Consider the following 17,960-nt stretch of genomic DNA (forward strand, 5'->3'; position numbering starts at 1 on the left):
TAGGGTCGGATTATCAAATTTATATCGCAATCTATGGCTGCAGAATGTAACTTTATACGCTGAAGCTGAATAAAAAACGATGCTTAAACCGATTAAGTTCGGGTGTTTAAAGTGTCGCGACCATGGTTCGGTAATAGTCAAGCGAAAAAGTTTGCTGTTTCGGGGCTGCGTTGAATCTGTCTATCTATGGTGGATTGAGTGTAATGGTTGTTAAACGTATTCAGTGAGTGAGGTAGAAGTGATCGAGACGCGCTGGGCAAGTTGGAAATGCGGATTGGGTGTGCGAACGTACGAATCAACGCACACCCCTGTCTGGGATTCAGGCTTTGGCACTCTATGGTTTGAGAAACGGGAGAGTTTTACTGATGACATCCCCCTCATTCAAGCCCTCGCTTAACCCTCTGCTCCCGGTCGAGCTAGAGACCATTAAGGCTAAGATGCTGCCCCCTGTAGCGCAAAAGAAAATGCAAGGCTGGATCCGTAGTCGCCATCTGGTGTGCTCGGGACATTTTTTTGTGTTTGAGACGGTTGACTATAGTGCGGTAGAACGATTTACAGAATGTGTGACTGTGTTAGGAGGAACTCTAATATCTGTGGAGCCGATTGATAAGATCTGGATGGGCGGTCATCGGCAGGTGATCCTTTACCAGGCTAAGGCAAGTTTACATACACCGTGTCATGATCTTAGACATTATTGGGTTAAATACGGTAGTTTCAGAACTCGTTTTGATGGGCGTGAGTCCATCTCGTAAATTGCATCGATGCAGCTCCCCTACCCCCACAAAGGCGGATGTGAATTCTGCTTTTGATGCGTCTAAAGCGCTTGAAGCTATTTGGGGTTAGATTCCCCGACCCTTGGGGCGTTCGTATTTGGCCATGTGAACCGAAATACCCCGCCGCAAGCGGCAGGGTGCGTTTATTTGTAGGTTGATAGATAGCTCCAAGTGCTGCAGCTATCTATACTCGTTTAAATCTATCAAATTAAGTACGGTTAACATGGTTAACATCGCTATACTTAATAGTTTGCTTTGTACAAGTATGGATGTCTTTGCGAGCAATGGATTTGCCTTGATGGTGATTGCTCTGCTCGTATTTAGGCAGGATATTCTGCCTCAGTGCTGTCTTGTGCTGTCTTGTGCCAACGTCCGTTGGCGACATCCTCAATTGAAGGTAGGCCGGCAATGGTATTGCGCGACCGGTTTTGCATCAGTCCTAGGCCATAGTGACTGTGATGTGCTTCAATTTCTGCGGTGCGGGTTCCTGGCGCATTCGCCTTACCAATGACAGCTTCCCAAGTGGTCTGCCCACATAACTCACCCCGCACCCGGACCTTCTTCAGAGCAGCGACCCCAATCATGATTCTGTGGCTGCGCACTCGTCCGGGTGCATCATTATAGGCGATAATCTGGTCAATAGCGGCATTGACCTTTTCGAGTGCCACTTCACTGGAGCGATTAGGCTTGAGGGTGTCTCCTCTCATCTGCTTAGACTGAGTAGCATGCAGATTGATCGTGGATGCCCCAATCCCAATTGCTGGTTCATCCCCTTGCATCTGGGGCGATTGTAGCGGTATGGAGGGTGTGATTTGTGCTTGTCCTGGTTCAAGTGAGGTCTGCTGCTCACGAGATAGCAGTACCTCGGTCAAACGAGACATCTGCCGGGTTAGAGTCAGCATCTGCTGCGAGAGTTGTTCCCAGAGCGGTGGAGTAGTTTCAGGAGAAGGTGAAGTGACTGGTGTTTTGTCCACTGCTTCGATTGCCTTTGCTGAGATCCCAGTTGTTCCCTCATCGTGCTTCACTGTTTGATCTACCTGTTGCTCTGTTTTAACCAAATCAATCAAATGAATGATATCGGCATCTGGTTCTTCCGCCTGCTTGCCCGCAAGCTGCTGCTCGACCCAATCGAGGAAGCGGCTAATCCGGTCGGGCTGATTGTCTGCCACAATCCCTAATTGCTCCAGACACATCTGTAACCGTTCCACATCGGTGCGCCACAAACGCACCTTCGCCTCCCGCTGCTTCTTGGGTGGTAGTTGAGCCAGTGCTTCTGCCATCTGTGCTACTTGCTTGCGCTCAAATGCTTCAATCACTTCAATGCCTCCCAACCCCAACTTAATTCCCTGCCTGCCATCGAGATTGCCTTTACCATCGCCAATCTTGTAATCGTTGTAATGCCTACCCGCGGCCAGCGATCGGCGTAATTCTTTCCCTTGTGTATCCAACAGTGCAAAATGCCCTTGAATCTGTGCCTTAAATTCATCCGCATCGACAGTTGGTGGACAATACCAAAACACAGCAATTGCCCCATACACAGAGCGAAACAAATGGGTGTAAAGATTATCTTCCCCCTCGCGTACTGGCACTAACCCTGAAAAGTGCTTATCACAAGCTACTGCAACCGCATGGCTGTACTTAGCATTGATCTGCCGGACCGATAGTCCCTGACAGTTCACCCACCCTCGCAACTTCCTTAATGCTGCAATCACTCGGTCTGCTGTTGTCAGAGTGGGAATCTCAAACGACAGTCGCTGACTTTCGCCTTTGCGCTTGAGTGCTCCGGTAAAGCGCACACTCCACTGCGATTGCTTCTCGAACTCAGCCGTTGCCAAAATTTCACTCGATCTTCGCCCGGTAAGCACTGTCAGCCCTGCTGCCACTGCTGCCCAATCTCGTGATTCCAACAATCGTACTGCTTTTGCCACAATTGCTTCCGGGTCATCAATCAGCTTTACATGCTCATTACGTCGTGCGACTGCCTTCTGACTCAACTCATTAATGGCTATCCATTGCGCTGTTGAAAACTTCATTGATTCCAACGCTATATGTTCTGAGTCAATCGCCTTGAGTGCATTTCTCACCTCCTGCATCACCCCTGCCTGCTGCCGTAGTGTCGTCAATCCATGTTCTACCCACTGCTGCTTCATCCACTCTGCCCACTGCTTGGCAATTGTTTGACCTTCTGGTGTATCTTGAAGCGAACGAACCGCTGGCAAATACTGCTTCTCAAACAATTCTTTGAGCCACTGCCGCATCACTTACTCCACCTTCTTGCTCTCTATCTTGCAACTATTGCTATCCATACATAATAACACCTGAAAATATAAAATATATACCTGAATCTGTGCATATAAGCAATCTATATCTCATTCAAAAACTATTTATACCCGTATCTTTTTATTCGTGTATCTAACCTGTTGGCAGCTTGCATTTATATATGACATGCCTACTTAACTTTCTACTTTTTTAGGGCAAGTCAGTATGCTAGTGGCGATTACCGCAGAGCACTGCAAACAGCAGGAATTGGTTGTAGTATGAGTCGGAAGGGGAATTGCTGGGACAATGCAGTAGCTGAGAGTTTCTTTGGTACTCTAAAAATAGAATTAATTGATTCAAGGGGATTTATCACAAGAGAGGATGCAAAGAGTACGATAGTGGAATGGATAGAGGTATTCTACAATCGACAGAGATTGCATTCGACGTTGAACTATCTTTCCCCTGCTCAGTTCGAACAGCAGTATTGGGTATCCCTAAGACAACCCGCAGCAGCTTAACCTAATGGATTGGCAAGCAGAGATCGCCGGTCAACAGCTTCATCGAACGGGACAACTGACGGTAATCGTTCTCGACAATGCCTCAGTGCATCGCAGTAAGCTGAGGCAACTCCAGCAGCAGCGTTGGCAGCAGCAAGGACTGATTCTGTTTTTCCTGCCGCCGTACAGTCCTCAAATGAATCGGATTGAAGAGGAATGGTTGCATCTCAAACGGGATGAACTGGCGAGTCAGGTGTTTGAGGATGAGGTAGATTTAGCCGATGCAATTATCGAAGGAATGGAGAACAGAGGTAGGAATGGAGGGTATACCGTGAAGCGTTTTAAGTTTAATTAGGTTGAGCTACTTAAAAGAGAGTAACCATTATACAAACTGTTTATCTATACATACTTTATTCGGCCACATAAGAGCCTTGAAAAATATTTGTATGCATGAGATATACTTAATTATCTGCAAGCAATTTGTATGGATAGAACATCAACGGACGTGTTCGCTTATCTGAGATGCCGTCAACTGTATATGCCATATAAAAATAACGAGCTTCGGTCTCGCCTGATACAGCATTTCGTATCGGCATATATCCGGTCGTTACCGTGTAATTTATTTGACGGCCGCCGATGCGTGCAGAGTGTTTTGTAACTACCGGAGGATCATCATTTGGCAAGGGTGGGGCCGGCGTTCCCGATGCCGCAGGGCGCGGTGATTCGGCAGGACGCGGGGCAGTCTGCTGTGCAAACAAAACAGGGACGAAAAGTGCGAAAATGAATAAAGTTCGGATAAGCATCATTTCTGTCACAAAAGCTAGAGGTTAGATCGAAAATGATCGGGCTATGGGAGGTGCCCGATCATGCATAGCTAGAGTTAGCGAACAGTCTCGCTTACTATACGCCCGTTGATTATTGTACCGACACAATGTGTCGTCCACTCGAACGGATCACCGTCATAAAGAGCCAGATCGGCATCTTTACCGACAGCCAATGAGCCAACTCGGTTATCGATCCCGAGCAGTTTCGCTGCGTCAATTGTTATTGAGGCCAGGGCATCCCGCTTCGAAAGTCCGTTGGCTGCAGCCATTGCGGCCTCGAATAATACAACGCGCGTTTTTGGAACATAGCTCTCATAACCACTTTGGAGTGCGATCAGGATACCCGCAGCACGCAGCTTTGATGCAGTCTCCAGCGAGAGATTCTGTCGATCACCGCCGGGGCGGGCCATTGTCGGATGAACGATGACCGGAAAGCCTGATGCTTTTATCTCATCGATCAGCATATGTGCATCCGCCGCGCCGTCGAGAACGATCCGAATGTTGAACTCTTTAGCGATGCGGATCGCGGTCATAATATCGACGGCAGATTCCGCAGTGATCAGCATCGGTACCTCTCGCTTTATTACACGCACCATTATTTGGGTCTTGAGATCGGTTGATGGCTCCGTCTTTTTTGCGGCTTCCTGTGCCTTGATCAATTCGGCCCGAAGCATCGCAGCCTGTTTCGATCGTGACCCAGGCGAACGCCCCTGGCCGGCGTTGGCTGCGTTTCCAAGCGTTGCAGCGATCATCGCCGTTGGGATGATGGTTGCCTCATCAACGTTCTTTCCGGTCGTTTTTGCGATCATAGTCTGGCCGGAGACCAGAGCGGAAGGCTGATGCCCCGTGTGGATGGTCGTTACGCCGAATTCCCGCACCCATTCGACCAACTTTTCTTCTGCGTTATAAGCATCGATAGCCCGAAGTTCGGGCTGGAAACTTCCGCCGCCGTCAAGTGCCATTTGATCATGAGGTTGGTTCAAATAGCCGTTCAGGCCAATCACCGTGTGGGCATCGATAAGGCCGGGTGTTACAACCTTCGCCGTGATCACGCGGTAATTTGCCGGGATCGAGACTTGGGATTCGGTCCCGACCGCCTGGATCTTCCCGTTGTTTATGAGAACTACGCCATTGGTGATGGGTTCGCCGGCCATTGTCCACACAGTTTCACCTTTGACCGCGATCTGGGCAGATGCGAGGGAGGACATAAGCACCACGGCAAAGATGCCAAAGAACAGGGAAATGAAACGGCTGCGGCCGAGCTTAATTCTTATGGCTTCATCGAGGAATGCTAATGTTCCGGTTTTCTGCGAACTTGAGCTAAACATCTTGACTTTCATTAGTTTCCACCTCCCAGGTCGCCATCAAAACAGTGCAGATCAGAATGGGCGATCTCATCAGTCGTCGCTCCGCGTCCACCAACGGCAAAGATATAATCTTTCGGATCGTTTCGGTCGAAGACCTTTTGTCCGTCAACCCACGTTTCGAGAACGTGTGTGTAAACACTGAGCGGATCCCCGGATAGAATGACTATGTCTGCATCTTTACCGACCTCAAGCGAACCGATACGATCCTGAAGATCCATCATTATGGCGTTTGCCATCGTAACCGCGTATAAAGCTTTGTCCCGCGACATTCCGGCTCGAACGGCTAATCCGGCGGAGCGGAGAAACCAGCGGGAATCGGTGATACCATCATCGGTGTGAAATCCGACAAGAGCCCCGGCTTTCTCTAATGCGACCCCGTTCTTAAAATCTATATCGACAGTCTCAAGCTTTCCGCCGGGCGAATCAATAAAGATGATCGAAGCAGGAGCTTTGGCGGCCGCGATCTCATCTGCAACCTTCCACGCCTCAGATACGTGCTGAAGAACTATCCGGAATCCGAATTCTTTTTGTAATCTAAGAGCGGTGAGAATGTCGTCATGCCGATGTGTATGAAAATGCACCATCCGCTTTCCGTCAAGCACCTCTACAAGGGCTTCCATCGCAAGATCTCGCGGCGGTAATTTGCTCGCATCGTTGCCAGCCTTTTTGATCTTGTCACGATACTCCTGAGCCTTAATGAACTGGGCTCGGACGAGGGCTGCAGATTTGGCTCGTGTTCCGGGGAACGCACCGCCGCCGGTCCGCAGGGAATTCGTTCCATTCGCAAATTTGATGCCGCCCATATACTTGCCATCTTTATCGTAGATGAGCATATCGTCGATCTTGACTGCATTGTCACGGAGCTTCAAATAAAGCGTTTGGCCGCTGTCTAAGTGTCCTGAACCGGGCATCACGTTAACGGTCGTCAGGCCGCCTGCCTGTGCACGCTGGATACCGGCAGAACGGACGTTGAAGCTATCGAGTATCCTCACGTCAGGCTGGATCGGTGACGAAGCATCTGCTCCGGAACCGCCACCGATGTGGCTGTGGGTGTCAACAAGTCCGGGCATGATCGTCTTGCCGGCCATATCTCTGATCTGAGCTCCGGCAGGAGGTTGGACGTTCGCTCCGATCGAGATGATCTTTCCATTATGAATGACCAACGTTCCTCTCTCTATTGGCTGTCCGATTATCGGGATGATCCGAGCATTTGTAAATGCTATGGGCGTTTGTTGTCCGATTATCGGACACACGCAAAGCACTAATGCAGAAATGCATAAAAGAACTTTTTTCATTTTTGGTTCCTCATTTAAGCGGTTTATAGAAGGTGTGTATTGATAAAGTGCTACGAAATAGTGTTCGTGTCAAGAAATCGTGAACGAAATGGTGCGAATTCTTCCTTTGTTAGGTACATCAATATGCATTTTGTCGAATAGTGATGTTTGACGAGACGCCTGTAGAAGCGTGTAGAAACGGGAATTTTATGGATTGCTCAAGGAACTGGCACAAGAATTGTTGTAACTAAACATCGCAATAAACGCATACAGGGGGAATGTTGATGTATGAAGAAATTCTTTGTTTTTACTCTTTTGATAGTATTTGCCGTATCAATGGCAGTTCCTGAAGCATTTGGCCAGACGCGTCGCAAGAAGAAAAAGCATCCTGGGCTTGCAACAAATATCGCTATAGTTGCCGGCAGCACTGCGGCCGGAGCATTGATCGGCCGAGGTCGAAACGGTGCGATGATAGGAGCCGGAGCCGGATTGCTTTACGCTTCGAGCCGTAAAGGAAGCAAACGTCGAGCTTATAACTCGAATTATCGCCGCGGGGCGAAGATCGCGGGCGGCACGCTCCTTGGAGCAGGACTTGGTGCTTGGGCAGGAGGTAAAACCGGAATGGCGCTAGGCGCACTTGCCGGTGGCGGTGCAACGTACCTTTATACCAAGAATGGTAAAAGATATTACAGGGCAAGCAACGGAAGAGTTTTCTACCGATGATCGATCAATAAGCTCTGATCGCTTGAATATACAGACTAAAGATGGGCAGTCGATGTGATCGCTGCCCATTTCTCATGCATGCCTAGTTTTTTCCAATAAAAAGATCAATAAATAATCTTTTTACTTCGGCTTACGACCTTTCGTCCACCCTGCCATGTTCTCACAGTTACCCATCGGCCACCGCGATAAACGCGGCGAGTAACCCATCGGCCGCCGCGGTAAGTGGCGCGACCAACACGTTTTGTTCCGCGGGCAACGGTCCGAATAGCTCCTGGACGACGTTTCCGCTTAACACGTGTCTGAGCAGCATTTGCCTGCATAGAGGTGTCAGAAGAAGAAATGCTTCCGCCAATAAAAACTAGCGATAGCATCATAACGGTGGCAAAGAAGAGGGTCTTGAGTTTCAACATATTTTCAAATCGACTCCATGTGTAATTATCAGATTTAGTTCAACAAGCGTTCGAATCGTAATTCTCGGTAGCAGAATGAATAAAGATCAAAGATCGCTTAATTTATGCCGTTCCTTACATTTGCCCGGATGAAGGAAACAATATCTTCTGTGGATGTTCCTGGTAGAAATACTTCTGCGACGCCTTTTGATTTGAGTTCCGGAATGTCCTCTCCGGGAACAATGCCACCAACCAGTACTAACGTGTCGTCCATTCCGTTCTGCCGCAAAAGCTCAACGATACGTGGGCAAAGCGTTTTGTGTGCCCCACTAAGGATCGAAATACCCACAGCGTCAACATCTTCTTGTAGTGCAGCCGCCGCGATCATTTCAGGTGTTTGTCTAAGGCCGGTATAGATAACTTCCATCCCGGCATCGCGAAGGGCTCGGGCTATAACTTTTGCGCCGCGGTCGTGGCCGTCCAGCCCAGGCTTAGCCACTAAAACACGAATCTTTCTTTCGCTCATCTGCGGATTAGTATATTAACGAATAAACCTTCCGAGCAAACCGTCAGCACGTATGTAAGGGCGAAGTGTTTGCCAATCCAGTTGGAATTCTTCATTCGGCTCAAGTGGACGTATAACTCGCGGAAAGCCGAAATCATAGAAAAATGTTACGCCATCAGCCGTTACAGTAAAATCTTCCGTGTTTTCAACAGCAAACACTTTCCCCTCGAGGAGATCAGAAATATCAACATCGTCGATATCGGTTCGCTCTTTTGCTTCGGCGATTGCTTGCTGAATTGATCGCTGCAATTGGGCATCGATGGTTCTCGCAAGTCCTGTCAGATCTTTGAAAACGTCGGTCGGTCGTACACGTTTTCCAGTCTTACTATCGATCACCACGTGTTTTGTAGAACCGTCAGGATAGGCACTCGAACCTTCGATCCAAAGATCGACGGAAAGCAACCCGTCCCGATTGAATTTGACCGCGAAATCAGCTTCGTCTAACCACTGGATCTCGTTCAATTCGTCTTTTAGAGAAAAATCAAAAAGCTTGAAGTAATCAAGCTCTGCAGAAATACGTTTGGCGACCGCAGGCGTTGTCCCCCTGACAACCGGGTAGTTGATCTTGAACGTGCGTTTATATTCAGAGTGCGGTTTTGGCCTTTTATACGTCACTGGGCGTTTGGTGATGGTGAGCGTTTGGGCGAAAGCAGGTGTGATACATAAGAAAGCGAACAGGATTAAGAGAGTTATATGTTTGATCATGAATTTTGTGCAGCGCGGACGTTCTGTGCGAGTTCCTCAATATCCATATTTGGGGAGCCGAAAATACATTTCAATTTTCCGAGCAGCGTCCGACGTTGGCGCATAGCGTCGCGCATTTCCACCCATCCGTGCGTGTTGATCCAGAGCGGGTTAAAACTTTTGATCGGTTTGATTATTCCATATTTCGGCTCTTCTGATTCTGGGACAAAGCTGCCGAATAATCTATCCCAAATTATCAAAACACCGGCGTAGTTCTTGTCCAGATAGGGATTGTTAACCCCATGATGAACCCGATGATGTGAGGGTGTATTCAGCACATATTCCAATGGCCCAAGGGTCTTTATGAACTTGGTGTGTATCCAAAATTGATAAATCAGATTAAAACCGTGCATCAAGGCGAACATCCAGGGGGCAAAGCCCAGAAGCATTATTGGAGCATAGAATATCCAATGGAGGAGCCCTGAAAACCAACTCTGCCGGACGGCAACGCTTAGATTGTAATGTTCACTTGAATGATGTACGACGTGAAAGTTCCAAAAAAGCCGCATCTCGTGGCTTACGCGGTGGAACCAATAGTACGCAAGATCATCCACGAAAAACAGTAATACCCACGACCACCAGGCATCGGCTGGAAATTTATATGGAGCAAGTTCGTAAGCGGCTGTGTAAATCACCGCAACGAATACGCCAAATAGTATCCCGAAACCTACACTTACAAAACCGACGAAAATGTTCGTCCATGCATCACGTGCTTCATACGCATTCGCTCTACGCCGATGCGAGTACCATGCCTCGAGCCCGATTAAAAGGGCGAAGACCGGGATCGCGATTATCGTCGGCTTTAGCACAGCAGAAGCATTTTATAACGGATCGTTCAAAACGGAAAGGTAGTTCGTTGAGGCAGAGATCCATACGGACCTTTCGTTAAATTAAACTCACAGGAAAGGCGTGATATAATTATTCTTTATGTCCGAACTGAAGATCGTTCATTATCCCGACCCGGTCTTGTTATCCGTCGCCAAGCCGGTAACGGAAGAAGGTTTTGGCAGCCAGCTGAAAAAATTGGTTGACGATATGTTTGCGACGATGTACAAAGCTGGCGGCGTCGGGCTCGCAGCTCCTCAAGTTGGGATCTCAGAGCGGGTATTCGTTATGGACACGCCAAACAAAGAAGGCGGCTCCGATAAATATGCGTTCATCAATCCAAATATCATACACGTAGAAGGAGAACAGCTCGGAGATGAGGGCTGTCTTTCGTTTCCCGGACTATATCAACAGGTTAAACGCGATATGCGCGTTATAGTTCGGGCTCAAGACGTCGAAGGAACGGAGTTCGAATTAGATGTCAAAGACCTTGCCGCAAGGTGTGTTTTGCACGAGACAGATCATTGCGACGGTATTGTTTTTCTGGACAGAATGACCGTGTTGAAGCGAGAGTTAGCAAAAAGAAAGATAAAGCGATTACAACGAACAGGAAAATGGGAATGAGATCGGGCAAGATCCACAAAAGGTAAAAGCTATGCAAACACAAAGAGTATTAGACGAATTCAGGAACGAACCATTCACAGATTTTTCGAAGCCGGAGAACGCTAAGGCGATGAAAGCGGCGATCGAGCAGGTGCGGTCGGAGTTAGGCCGCGAATATCCATGTTTGATCGATGGTGAGAAGATCACGCTAGAGACCAAATTCCAGAGCTACAACCCGGCAAATAAAGATGAGGTGATCGGGGTGTTTTCTGAGACTGACGAGGATCTTTCGCTTGTTGAGAAGGCTATAGACGCGGCCACAGAAGCTTTCAAGACGTGGCGATTTGTTCCAGCTGCTGAGCGGGCGGAGTATCTTTTTAAGATCTCAGACATTATGCGAAAGCGAAAACATGAACTTTCCGCATTGATGGTGCTAGAAGTGGCGAAAACTTGGGCTGAGGCAGATGGAGATACCGCAGAAGCGATCGATTTCATGGAATTCTACGGACGGGAAATGCTCCGTTGGTCCCAAGAACAGCCGATCACAAAGATCCCTGGTGAAGATAATAGCCTTGAATATATACCGCTTGGAGTCGGAGCAATTATACCACCCTGGAATTTTCCGCTTGCAATAATGTCGGGTATGACGATGGCCGCTGTGGTTGCTGGAAACACCGTTGTTCTCAAGCCTTCCTCCGATTCTCCGACGATTGCGGCAAAGTTCATCGAGATCGTAGAGGAGGCAGGATTACCAAAGGGCGTGGTAAATTTTCTTACCGGTGGGCCGCCGACCGGCGAAGCAATGGTAACAAGCCCGAAAACACGATTTATCTCGTTCACAGGTTCTAAAGGAGTTGGACTCCACATCAACGAAGAAGCCGCAAAAACCCGACCTGGCCAGATCTGGATAAAGCGTGTCGTTGCAGAAATGGGAGGAAAGGATGCAATTATCGTAACAGATGATGCAGACCTAGAGTCAGCGGCTGTCGGCATTGTGCAAGCTGCCTACGGATTCCAAGGGCAAAAATGTTCGGCCTGCTCTCGTTTGATCGTGGATGAGAAGGTTCACGATGAGCTTCTCGAAAAGGTCATAAAGCTTACGGAAGACCTTAAGGTTGGGCAGCCTACGGAAGGTGATACGAATGTTGCGGCAGTGATAAACCAACGTGCTTTTGATAAGACGCTGGATTACATCAAAAAAGGTGTTGCCGAAGGTGGGGAAATCGTTACCGGCGGCACCGGTGATGATTCGCAGGGTTACTTTATTCTCCCAACAATAATCGACAACGTTAAGCCCGGAGACACGATCGAACAGGAAGAGATCTTTGCACCTGTTCTTGCCGTCATAAAAGCTCGTGATTACGATCATGCATTGGAGATCGCGAACGGTACGGAATTCGGCTTGACCGGTTCGGTGTATTCAGCTTCGCAGGAGCGATTGGATCGGGCGCGGCGTGAATTCCATGTAGGAAACCTTTATTTGAACCGCAAATGCACGGGTGCGCTGGTCGGGGTTCATCCGTTTGGCGGCTTCAATATGAGCGGCACGGATTCGAAGGCAGGCGGGCGTGAATACCTGCTGCAATTTATGCAGGGTAAGACGATCTCGCAAAAGATCTGAGGTTCGGAGGAATTGATGCAAGGCATATCAAAAGTATTTTTGTCAGGTTGTTTATTCGTGTTCCTTTTTGTGGGCCATGTGCCGGCCTCTGGTCAACAACGGACAACGAATGCTGTCATCCAAAAGCCGATCATTTTTGCAGTATTGAACGACGGCAAGATGATCGAACCCATCGGATACATCGATAAAGGGATGATGGAGGCTCCTGCGGATGGCTCTGATCCTGAGAGCGTAGTAAAGGAATTCAATTCCCGATATTATCGTCCAGGCACTCGATATGACCTTATCTTCGGCGGAGCAAGAAATGGTACTGTTACGGTGAAAAGTTCTGATCACACCTCCGAGTGTTCGAAGAATATGGCTCAGGTAACTGTTACATCGACTCGGACAAAACTTGCCGGAAAGGTGATGGCCCTCGCGACCAATGCGAAACTTTCTAAGCCTGGAAGCGGCGTACGTCGCTTACCGACACCTGCTGAACGTGTCGCTGCCGAGCAAATTGCCGGGATGCGGATCGGCGTGAAAGAACCCGTCTTCGAGTAATTGCTTCAAATAGGTCCGGATCAAAAGCCGATTGACCTTTTCCGGCGCGATACCCTGCGTGCGAAGCCGCTCAAGGTCAGTAACTTTGGTGCCGTGTATGTATTCCATCGTCAGCACTTTTGAGGTAGTAGCATTCCAATAGATCCGCGGCACGTGAACATTCTGCCAGTTGCTGAATGAAGCACGAAATCGTTCCGCATTCTGCCCCTCGGCAGCATAGTCCATCTCCTCGTGTATGGTCTCATTAAATTCGCGGAGCATCCCGGACCAATCAGCGTTCTCATTAAGCTGCGGAAAGCGTTCGGCAAAATCCGCTACCTTTCGCAGTATCTCAAGGTCGCCTTTGATCGTAGCCTCAAGGTTTGGCCGCTGTACTTTAACCGCAACTTCTTCACCGGTATGAAGCCGTGCCCGATAGACCTGTCCGAGCGACGCCGCTGCAACGGGTTTTAACTCAAATTCCTTATAGACATCGTTTATCTTCCGCCCTAATTCTTTCTCGATCCGAGCAAAAGCGATCTCGTTATCGAATGGCGGTACATTATCCTGCAATTCCCCGAGCGCAATAACGAACGGCAATGGAAGTAGGTCTGCCCGCGTGCCCATCGATTGTCCGATCTTTATAAAGGTAGGCCCAAGCTCGATCAGTTTTTCCTTGAGCCAAACGGCCTGTTTCTCTTGGTTCGCCTCGCGGTTTAGTTCGCCTCCAAGAAAAATGCGGCGAAGCAAGAGCATTATCTTATGAAAGAACCAAAGCCGAATACCGTATAGCTTTTCGCCATACACAGCTGCCCGGGTCAAACGCTCGGCCGTCTTCATTCGCTCGCGTGCGTGGCGAAGCTGGCCCTTACGATGCATTTCGTATTGGTCAAGGTAAAGATAAAGCGCCAGTTTACCGATCACCGCCGAGACATGCACAATTCGAAACCATCCGCGAATGCCGGTATAGCGTCGTTCGACCTCGGCTTCTTTCTTTGCAAGAAACTTCTCCTCTGCGATCCGCTGATCGTTCGTTACGTATTTTGCGATCGGCAATTTATCCGTGGCGATCATTGGGCGCGAGCCATTTCCTCCGTTACGGTCGAGGGGCATCGGCACCTTTTCGATCACTGCAATGGCTTGTTCTTCATTTACTTGCTTCATCCAGATAACGTCTTCGCTGTCCAAGCCTTTTTCGATGCGGTCCGATGCTAAGGATTTGCATCAAAGTATTTCAAGCATATTCTTTACGCCCGGACGTCTGAAATAGTTCCTTGCCTGATCGGTATCACGCTCGATCTGTGCCCGCAACTCATCTATTCCAGTGAATTTATGCTCGTCGCGAATGCGGTGCAGGAATCTTACGCGGAGTACGTCGCCGTAAAGATCACCATCGAAGTCAAAGATGTAAGATTCGATAGAGGGCTCAGCATCCTTTTCAAATGTAGGCCGGATACCAATGTTGGTTATACTTCTCCGCCACGTTCCTTCTACCAGCGTTGCTGTCGCATAAACGCCGAACTTAGGTATCACACGATTGTGCGGACGAAGATTCGCGGTCGGGAAGCCAATGGTCCGGCCGCGTTGTGCCCCGCGCTCGATCACGCCTTCAACGCCGTACGGCCGGCCGAGCATCCGCCGTGCAACATTTATCTTCCCTTCGCTCAAAAGCTGCCTGATCTTTGATGAGCTGATCCGATGTCCGCGGAGCCGAACTTCGGGAACTTCTTCGGCGTAAAACCCGAGTTCGCCGCTCATTCTCCTTAGAAGCTCGATGTTCCCGCCTCTACCACGCCCGAAGGCGAAGTCTTTGCCAAGATGCACCTCCTTCACCTGCAGCCTTTCGTGGAGTATTTCGCGGACAAAACCTTCGGCCGGCTTTTGGGCAAACTCACGGTCAAAGGCAATTACAATGGTCTGCTCGATGCCAAGCACCTCAAGATTCGCAAGCCGCTGGTCAAGGGTCTGCAAGAGCGGTGGTGCGGACTCCGGGTGCAAAACAGCACGTGGATGCGGGTCAAATGTGATCGCGGTCGCAACTGCCTCTACCGCTTTTCCACGTTCGACGACAGTCTGCATTATCCGTTGATGCCCCAGATGTAGCCCATCAAAAACGCCGAGCGTCAAGACGGTCGGCTTTTGAATATTCGCGTTCTCTGTACCGTGAAAGATCTTCATTCCGTCAATCGCCGCGATGCCTGTCCGTTACCAGGTAGTTTCTCACATAATCCGCGATGGTTAAATCAGGTGATATCATGTCGGCGATGTGATCAGGCATCCGGGTATCCGTAAACATCGCCCATTCTAGTCGCACAAAAACCAGATGATACAGATACTTACGAACTGTAATCATCTTCACGGCCTAATGCATTCGGATTTTCAAGAAAAAAACTGCATTCCATTTTTCGTATTTCCTCACCGATCTGTTTGACGATGCTGATACTCGCAATCTTTGGCGTATCCGCAGTATCGATCGTCGGTTCAATAACCTGAGTGCGTATCTGAAAATGTGCTCCTTTCGGTGGGTAATTTGAAAATGTTCTCTGTTTCGGACTGCGAATATGCACGCAGAGTACTTTCGCGCGTCCAAGAGCATTGATGATCTTTCCGGTGCCGAAACGCAATCGTTCAATATCAAATCGGCCGGTGCGGCTACGCTGGCCTTCTGGAAATATCAATACGATATTGCCCTTGCTGAGTAAATATCGGCAAAGATTGAGCACCGCATTTTTGTGTGCGGCTGAGCCTTTGCGGTCAATAAAAATGCATTTCGTCAGATAAAGGACGGCGTGATATACAGGATTTTTCTTAAAAAAATCGCCTGCCGGTATGTTCCACATCATCGCGCGGTAATTGCGGACGTACCAGAAGTTTGACGCAAATGCCCAGATCAGCAACGCTGAATCAATGAACGTAAGATGATTGGCACAGATCACTAGGGGTACATTCTCACGTTCGCGCATCGCCCATATTTCGCGAAATTGTCGGCGGATCGTCGCCATGTTTTCAATGCGATACCCCCGAACGTATTTCATCAAAAAGATGAGTAACGCACCGAGCGGCAATAAAGCAACGCGGCAAATGTTTGACTGAAACCGCGTTTTCTCTATCTGCCACAGTGGCGGGTCTGTAACGTCGCGACGTGGCAGTCGGCTATTGATAATTTCGATCAGTCGTTCAGCTCTCAACATCCTCTACCCAACTTCTGATTCCCAACCCCGAAAATATTGTTTGGGTCGAGGGCTCGTTTAACGTCGCCTTTCCATTTGAGCATCGCTTCGGACATTATTTCCGGCAGATACTGCTCACGGATCTTTCCAACGCCGTGATGATGCGAGAGTGATCCCCCGTTTGCCAAGATCTCTTCGCGGGCAATATTTTCAAGCTCCAAATAAACATGCGAGGGGTCATCGACTCCCTTGAAATAAAACCCGAAATAGAAATAAATAGCCACGCCGGTCTTATAAAGCTGGGTTATACGCGATGTAACAAAAGGTCGTCCCGGAAGGCCACGTTTTGCGTATTCATCAAGGAGGCGTTTTTTCACGTTCACGCAAATCGGGAGTGCATCACTCCAGGAACAGCTCGTCTCAAATGATTCGGCAATGATGTGGTAGTTCATCAAAAAATCGCGGATATATGCGATGCTATAAGTTAACTGATAGCCGCGACGCCCGTTCTCGCTTCCAGCTTTCATCCCGCCGTGGCGTTTTGCGATCCGGTACACGTCGCGTTTCTGCCCATCGACCTCATGCCGTGTGCCCTCAAAAACTAGCGTCAGCGCGACCATCTTATACGGGTCAAAACCTTTTACCTTTGTAACAAAAAATTTCTGAGCCTTGCCCTTTAGGGCGTCAAGCGAACTCTCGGATGCCGGTTTCAGTGCCTGTCCAAATTGAAACTGCAGATTATCAACTAGCCGGCAGCTTGCTGGCGGCGTCGATTCACGAACTAGATCACGCATGAATGCGAAGCCGCTCTCGTAATTCGGGAATATGACCGATCCGTATTCCTGAACTTCAGGTAGTGGGAAAAGTTTGACGATCGCAGACGTTACTATGCCTAATGTTCCCTCCGAACCAAACAGCAAACGGCGTAGGTCAATGCCGGTCGATTCACGCGGCGACGGTTTCCGGCGTTCAAGCTTTCCTTCGCTTCCGACTACGGTTACGTCAAGCACAATATCCTCGATATTCCCGTATTTATTCTTCTTCATCCCGCTCGCGTTGGTCGCGATCCAGCCGCCCAGTGTTGAAAATTCCACGCTGTCCGGCTCGTGGCCCATCGTAACGCCGTACCTTGCAAGGCCTTGCATTATATGACGGCCGACAGCACCAGCCTCGATACACGCCATCATATTCTCTTTGTCTATCCAGCGAATGCGATTCATCCGCCGCATATCGACCGATACGACCATACGCGATTCATCTTCACGGCAACGAAGCGCGTCGGTCACATTCGTACCGCCGCCAAACGGGATCAGCACAACATTGTTAGCATCGGCCGCAGTAACGAGTTCAGCAACCTCGTCTTCGCTGATCGGATAAACTACAAAATCTGGAATGCGCCCGATCCGACCGTATTTGATCGCGAACATTTCCTCCTGCGTGTGCCCGTGACCATGCCGCAAACGAATCTCGTCGTCGAAACTTATACGGTCTGCCGTAATTGTTTTCGTAATGTGGTCAAGAAAATCCTCATTGCGCACTGGAGCCGGCACCGCAGTCGGGTAAGAGCTTTTGAACACGTCGCTCGTATCAACATTGACATTCAAAACCTCGCGTATCCAAGGCAATAGTCGTGGTAATTCTTTTCCGCTCAATTCGTAACGTGTACCGAGTATGGTCACATTGCCACGTTCATTCACCGCAAACGCCGTATCGGCAAAGCCCCAATTTTCGTAACTTTCTCGTTCGTCCTCGCCGATTGCGATCGGTTCGGGCGTGATCAAATTATTTTCCACGATAAAAATAT

The 17,960-nt window shown here is 49.1% G+C and carries 19 protein-coding genes and 1 pseudogene; 7 read left to right on the forward strand and 13 right to left on the reverse strand.

Translation table 11 applies throughout. The annotated features are described in order from the left end of the window. Positions 1 to 365 precede the first annotated feature (365 nt). Positions 366 to 752: a CpeR family transcriptional regulator gene (locus JVX88_RS06330; RefSeq protein WP_263975474.1), complete on the forward strand. Its 387-nt coding sequence runs from the start codon at positions 366 to 368 to the stop codon at positions 750 to 752. 341 nt (positions 753 to 1,093) lie between these two features. On the opposite strand, the gene JVX88_RS06335 is transcribed toward JVX88_RS06330, so the two are convergent. Then, on the reverse strand, positions 1,094 to 3,031 hold the full coding sequence (locus JVX88_RS06335; protein WP_211626488.1) for a protelomerase family protein: 1,938 nt from the start codon (positions 3,029 to 3,031) through the stop codon (positions 1,094 to 1,096). 213 nt (positions 3,032 to 3,244) lie between these two features. On the opposite strand from JVX88_RS06335, the pseudogene JVX88_RS06340 reads away from it, so the two are divergent. Together JVX88_RS06340 and JVX88_RS06345 are read left to right on the forward strand one after the other, a co-directional pair. Continuing rightward, positions 3,245 to 3,550 (forward strand): annotated as a pseudogene (locus JVX88_RS06340) (integrase core domain-containing protein); the annotation flags it as partial. Positions 3,551 to 3,554: 4 nt separating this feature from the next. Then, positions 3,555 to 3,884 (forward strand): transposase, encoded by a 330-nt coding sequence (locus JVX88_RS06345; RefSeq protein WP_211626490.1) that lies wholly within the window; start codon positions 3,555 to 3,557, stop codon positions 3,882 to 3,884. Between the two features lie 106 nt (positions 3,885 to 3,990). On the opposite strand, the gene JVX88_RS06350 is transcribed toward JVX88_RS06345, so the two are convergent. The 3 genes from JVX88_RS06350 to JVX88_RS06360 all read right to left on the reverse strand — a co-directional run bounded on the left by JVX88_RS06350 (position 3,991) and on the right by JVX88_RS06360 (position 7,015). Beyond that, positions 3,991 to 4,335 (reverse strand): hypothetical protein, encoded by a 345-nt coding sequence (locus tag JVX88_RS06350; RefSeq protein WP_211626491.1) that lies wholly within the window; start codon positions 4,333 to 4,335, stop codon positions 3,991 to 3,993. Positions 4,336 to 4,409: 74 nt separating this feature from the next. Then, on the reverse strand, positions 4,410 to 5,693 hold the full coding sequence (locus tag JVX88_RS06355) for an amidohydrolase family protein (RefSeq protein ID WP_211626492.1): 1,284 nt from the start codon (positions 5,691 to 5,693) through the stop codon (positions 4,410 to 4,412). After that, positions 5,693 to 7,015, reverse strand: a complete 1,323-nt coding sequence (locus tag JVX88_RS06360; protein ID WP_211626493.1) for an amidohydrolase family protein — start codon at positions 7,013 to 7,015, stop codon at positions 5,693 to 5,695. Before JVX88_RS06360 ends, JVX88_RS06355 begins: the two co-directional genes overlap by 1 nt. A gap of 267 nt (positions 7,016 to 7,282) precedes the next feature. On the opposite strand from JVX88_RS06360, the gene JVX88_RS06365 reads away from it, so the two are divergent. Beyond that, entirely contained in the window at positions 7,283 to 7,717 is a 435-nt protein-coding gene (locus tag JVX88_RS06365; RefSeq protein ID WP_211626494.1) for a hypothetical protein, read from the forward strand. 104 nt (positions 7,718 to 7,821) lie between these two features. Here the strand turns inward: JVX88_RS06365 and JVX88_RS06370 are convergent, their stop codons facing one another. The 4 genes from JVX88_RS06370 to JVX88_RS06385 all read right to left on the reverse strand — a co-directional run bounded on the left by JVX88_RS06370 (position 7,822) and on the right by JVX88_RS06385 (position 10,224). Further along, positions 7,822 to 8,127: a hypothetical protein gene (locus tag JVX88_RS06370; protein WP_211626495.1), complete on the reverse strand. Its 306-nt coding sequence runs from the start codon at positions 8,125 to 8,127 to the stop codon at positions 7,822 to 7,824. 97 nt (positions 8,128 to 8,224) lie between these two features. Then, positions 8,225 to 8,632 carry a cobalamin B12-binding domain-containing protein gene (locus tag JVX88_RS06375; RefSeq protein WP_211626496.1) on the reverse strand — a complete coding sequence of 136 codons (408 nt, stop codon included), beginning with the start codon at positions 8,630 to 8,632 and terminating at the stop codon, positions 8,225 to 8,227. 15 nt (positions 8,633 to 8,647) lie between these two features. After that, positions 8,648 to 9,376, reverse strand: a complete 729-nt coding sequence (locus JVX88_RS06380; protein WP_211626497.1) for a DUF3298 domain-containing protein — start codon at positions 9,374 to 9,376, stop codon at positions 8,648 to 8,650. Next, positions 9,373 to 10,224 (reverse strand): sterol desaturase family protein, encoded by an 852-nt coding sequence (locus tag JVX88_RS06385; protein WP_211626498.1) that lies wholly within the window; start codon positions 10,222 to 10,224, stop codon positions 9,373 to 9,375. The genes JVX88_RS06380 and JVX88_RS06385 overlap by 4 nt, the downstream gene beginning before the upstream one ends. Before the next feature lie 118 nt (positions 10,225 to 10,342). Between JVX88_RS06385 and def the strand changes: the two genes are divergently transcribed. From def to JVX88_RS06400, 3 genes are read left to right on the forward strand one after another with little or no spacing between them, the layout of a single operon-like run. Beyond that, complete coding sequence (def, locus tag JVX88_RS06390) at positions 10,343 to 10,864, forward strand: peptide deformylase (protein ID WP_211626499.1); 522 nt, start codon at positions 10,343 to 10,345, stop codon at positions 10,862 to 10,864. A 31-nt stretch (positions 10,865 to 10,895) separates the two neighbouring features. Further along, positions 10,896 to 12,464 (forward strand): L-glutamate gamma-semialdehyde dehydrogenase, encoded by a 1,569-nt coding sequence (gene pruA / locus JVX88_RS06395; RefSeq protein ID WP_211626500.1) that lies wholly within the window; start codon positions 10,896 to 10,898, stop codon positions 12,462 to 12,464. A gap of 15 nt (positions 12,465 to 12,479) precedes the next feature. After that, the gene (locus tag JVX88_RS06400; protein WP_211626501.1) at positions 12,480 to 13,007 is read left to right on the forward strand and encodes a hypothetical protein; all 528 of its coding nucleotides are present in this window, start codon (positions 12,480 to 12,482) and stop codon (positions 13,005 to 13,007) included. Here JVX88_RS06400 and JVX88_RS06405 read toward each other — a convergent pair. The 5 genes from JVX88_RS06405 to JVX88_RS06425 are packed head-to-tail and all read right to left on the reverse strand — an operon-like array spanning position 12,927 to position 17,949. Continuing rightward, complete coding sequence (locus JVX88_RS06405) at positions 12,927 to 14,174, reverse strand: ABC1 kinase family protein (RefSeq protein ID WP_211626502.1); 1,248 nt, start codon at positions 14,172 to 14,174, stop codon at positions 12,927 to 12,929. The two genes, JVX88_RS06400 and JVX88_RS06405, sit on opposite strands and share 81 nt — an antisense overlap. Before the next feature lie 36 nt (positions 14,175 to 14,210). After that, a complete protein-coding gene (locus tag JVX88_RS06410; protein WP_211626503.1) occupies positions 14,211 to 15,164 on the reverse strand; it encodes a bifunctional riboflavin kinase/FAD synthetase in 954 nt (317 codons plus the stop codon). A 4-nt stretch (positions 15,165 to 15,168) separates the two neighbouring features. Continuing rightward, the gene (locus JVX88_RS06415) at positions 15,169 to 15,339 is read right to left on the reverse strand and encodes a hypothetical protein (RefSeq protein WP_211626504.1); all 171 of its coding nucleotides are present in this window, start codon (positions 15,337 to 15,339) and stop codon (positions 15,169 to 15,171) included. Then, positions 15,323 to 16,177, reverse strand: a complete 855-nt coding sequence (locus JVX88_RS06420; protein ID WP_211626505.1) for a lysophospholipid acyltransferase family protein — start codon at positions 16,175 to 16,177, stop codon at positions 15,323 to 15,325. Before JVX88_RS06420 ends, JVX88_RS06415 begins: the two co-directional genes overlap by 17 nt. Further along, positions 16,171 to 17,949, reverse strand: a complete 1,779-nt coding sequence (locus JVX88_RS06425; RefSeq protein WP_211626506.1) for an FAD-binding oxidoreductase — start codon at positions 17,947 to 17,949, stop codon at positions 16,171 to 16,173. Before JVX88_RS06425 ends, JVX88_RS06420 begins: the two co-directional genes overlap by 7 nt. Positions 17,950 to 17,960: the final 11 nt, after the last annotated feature.

The sequence above is a fragment of the Leptolyngbya sp. 7M genome, assembly GCF_018128485.1.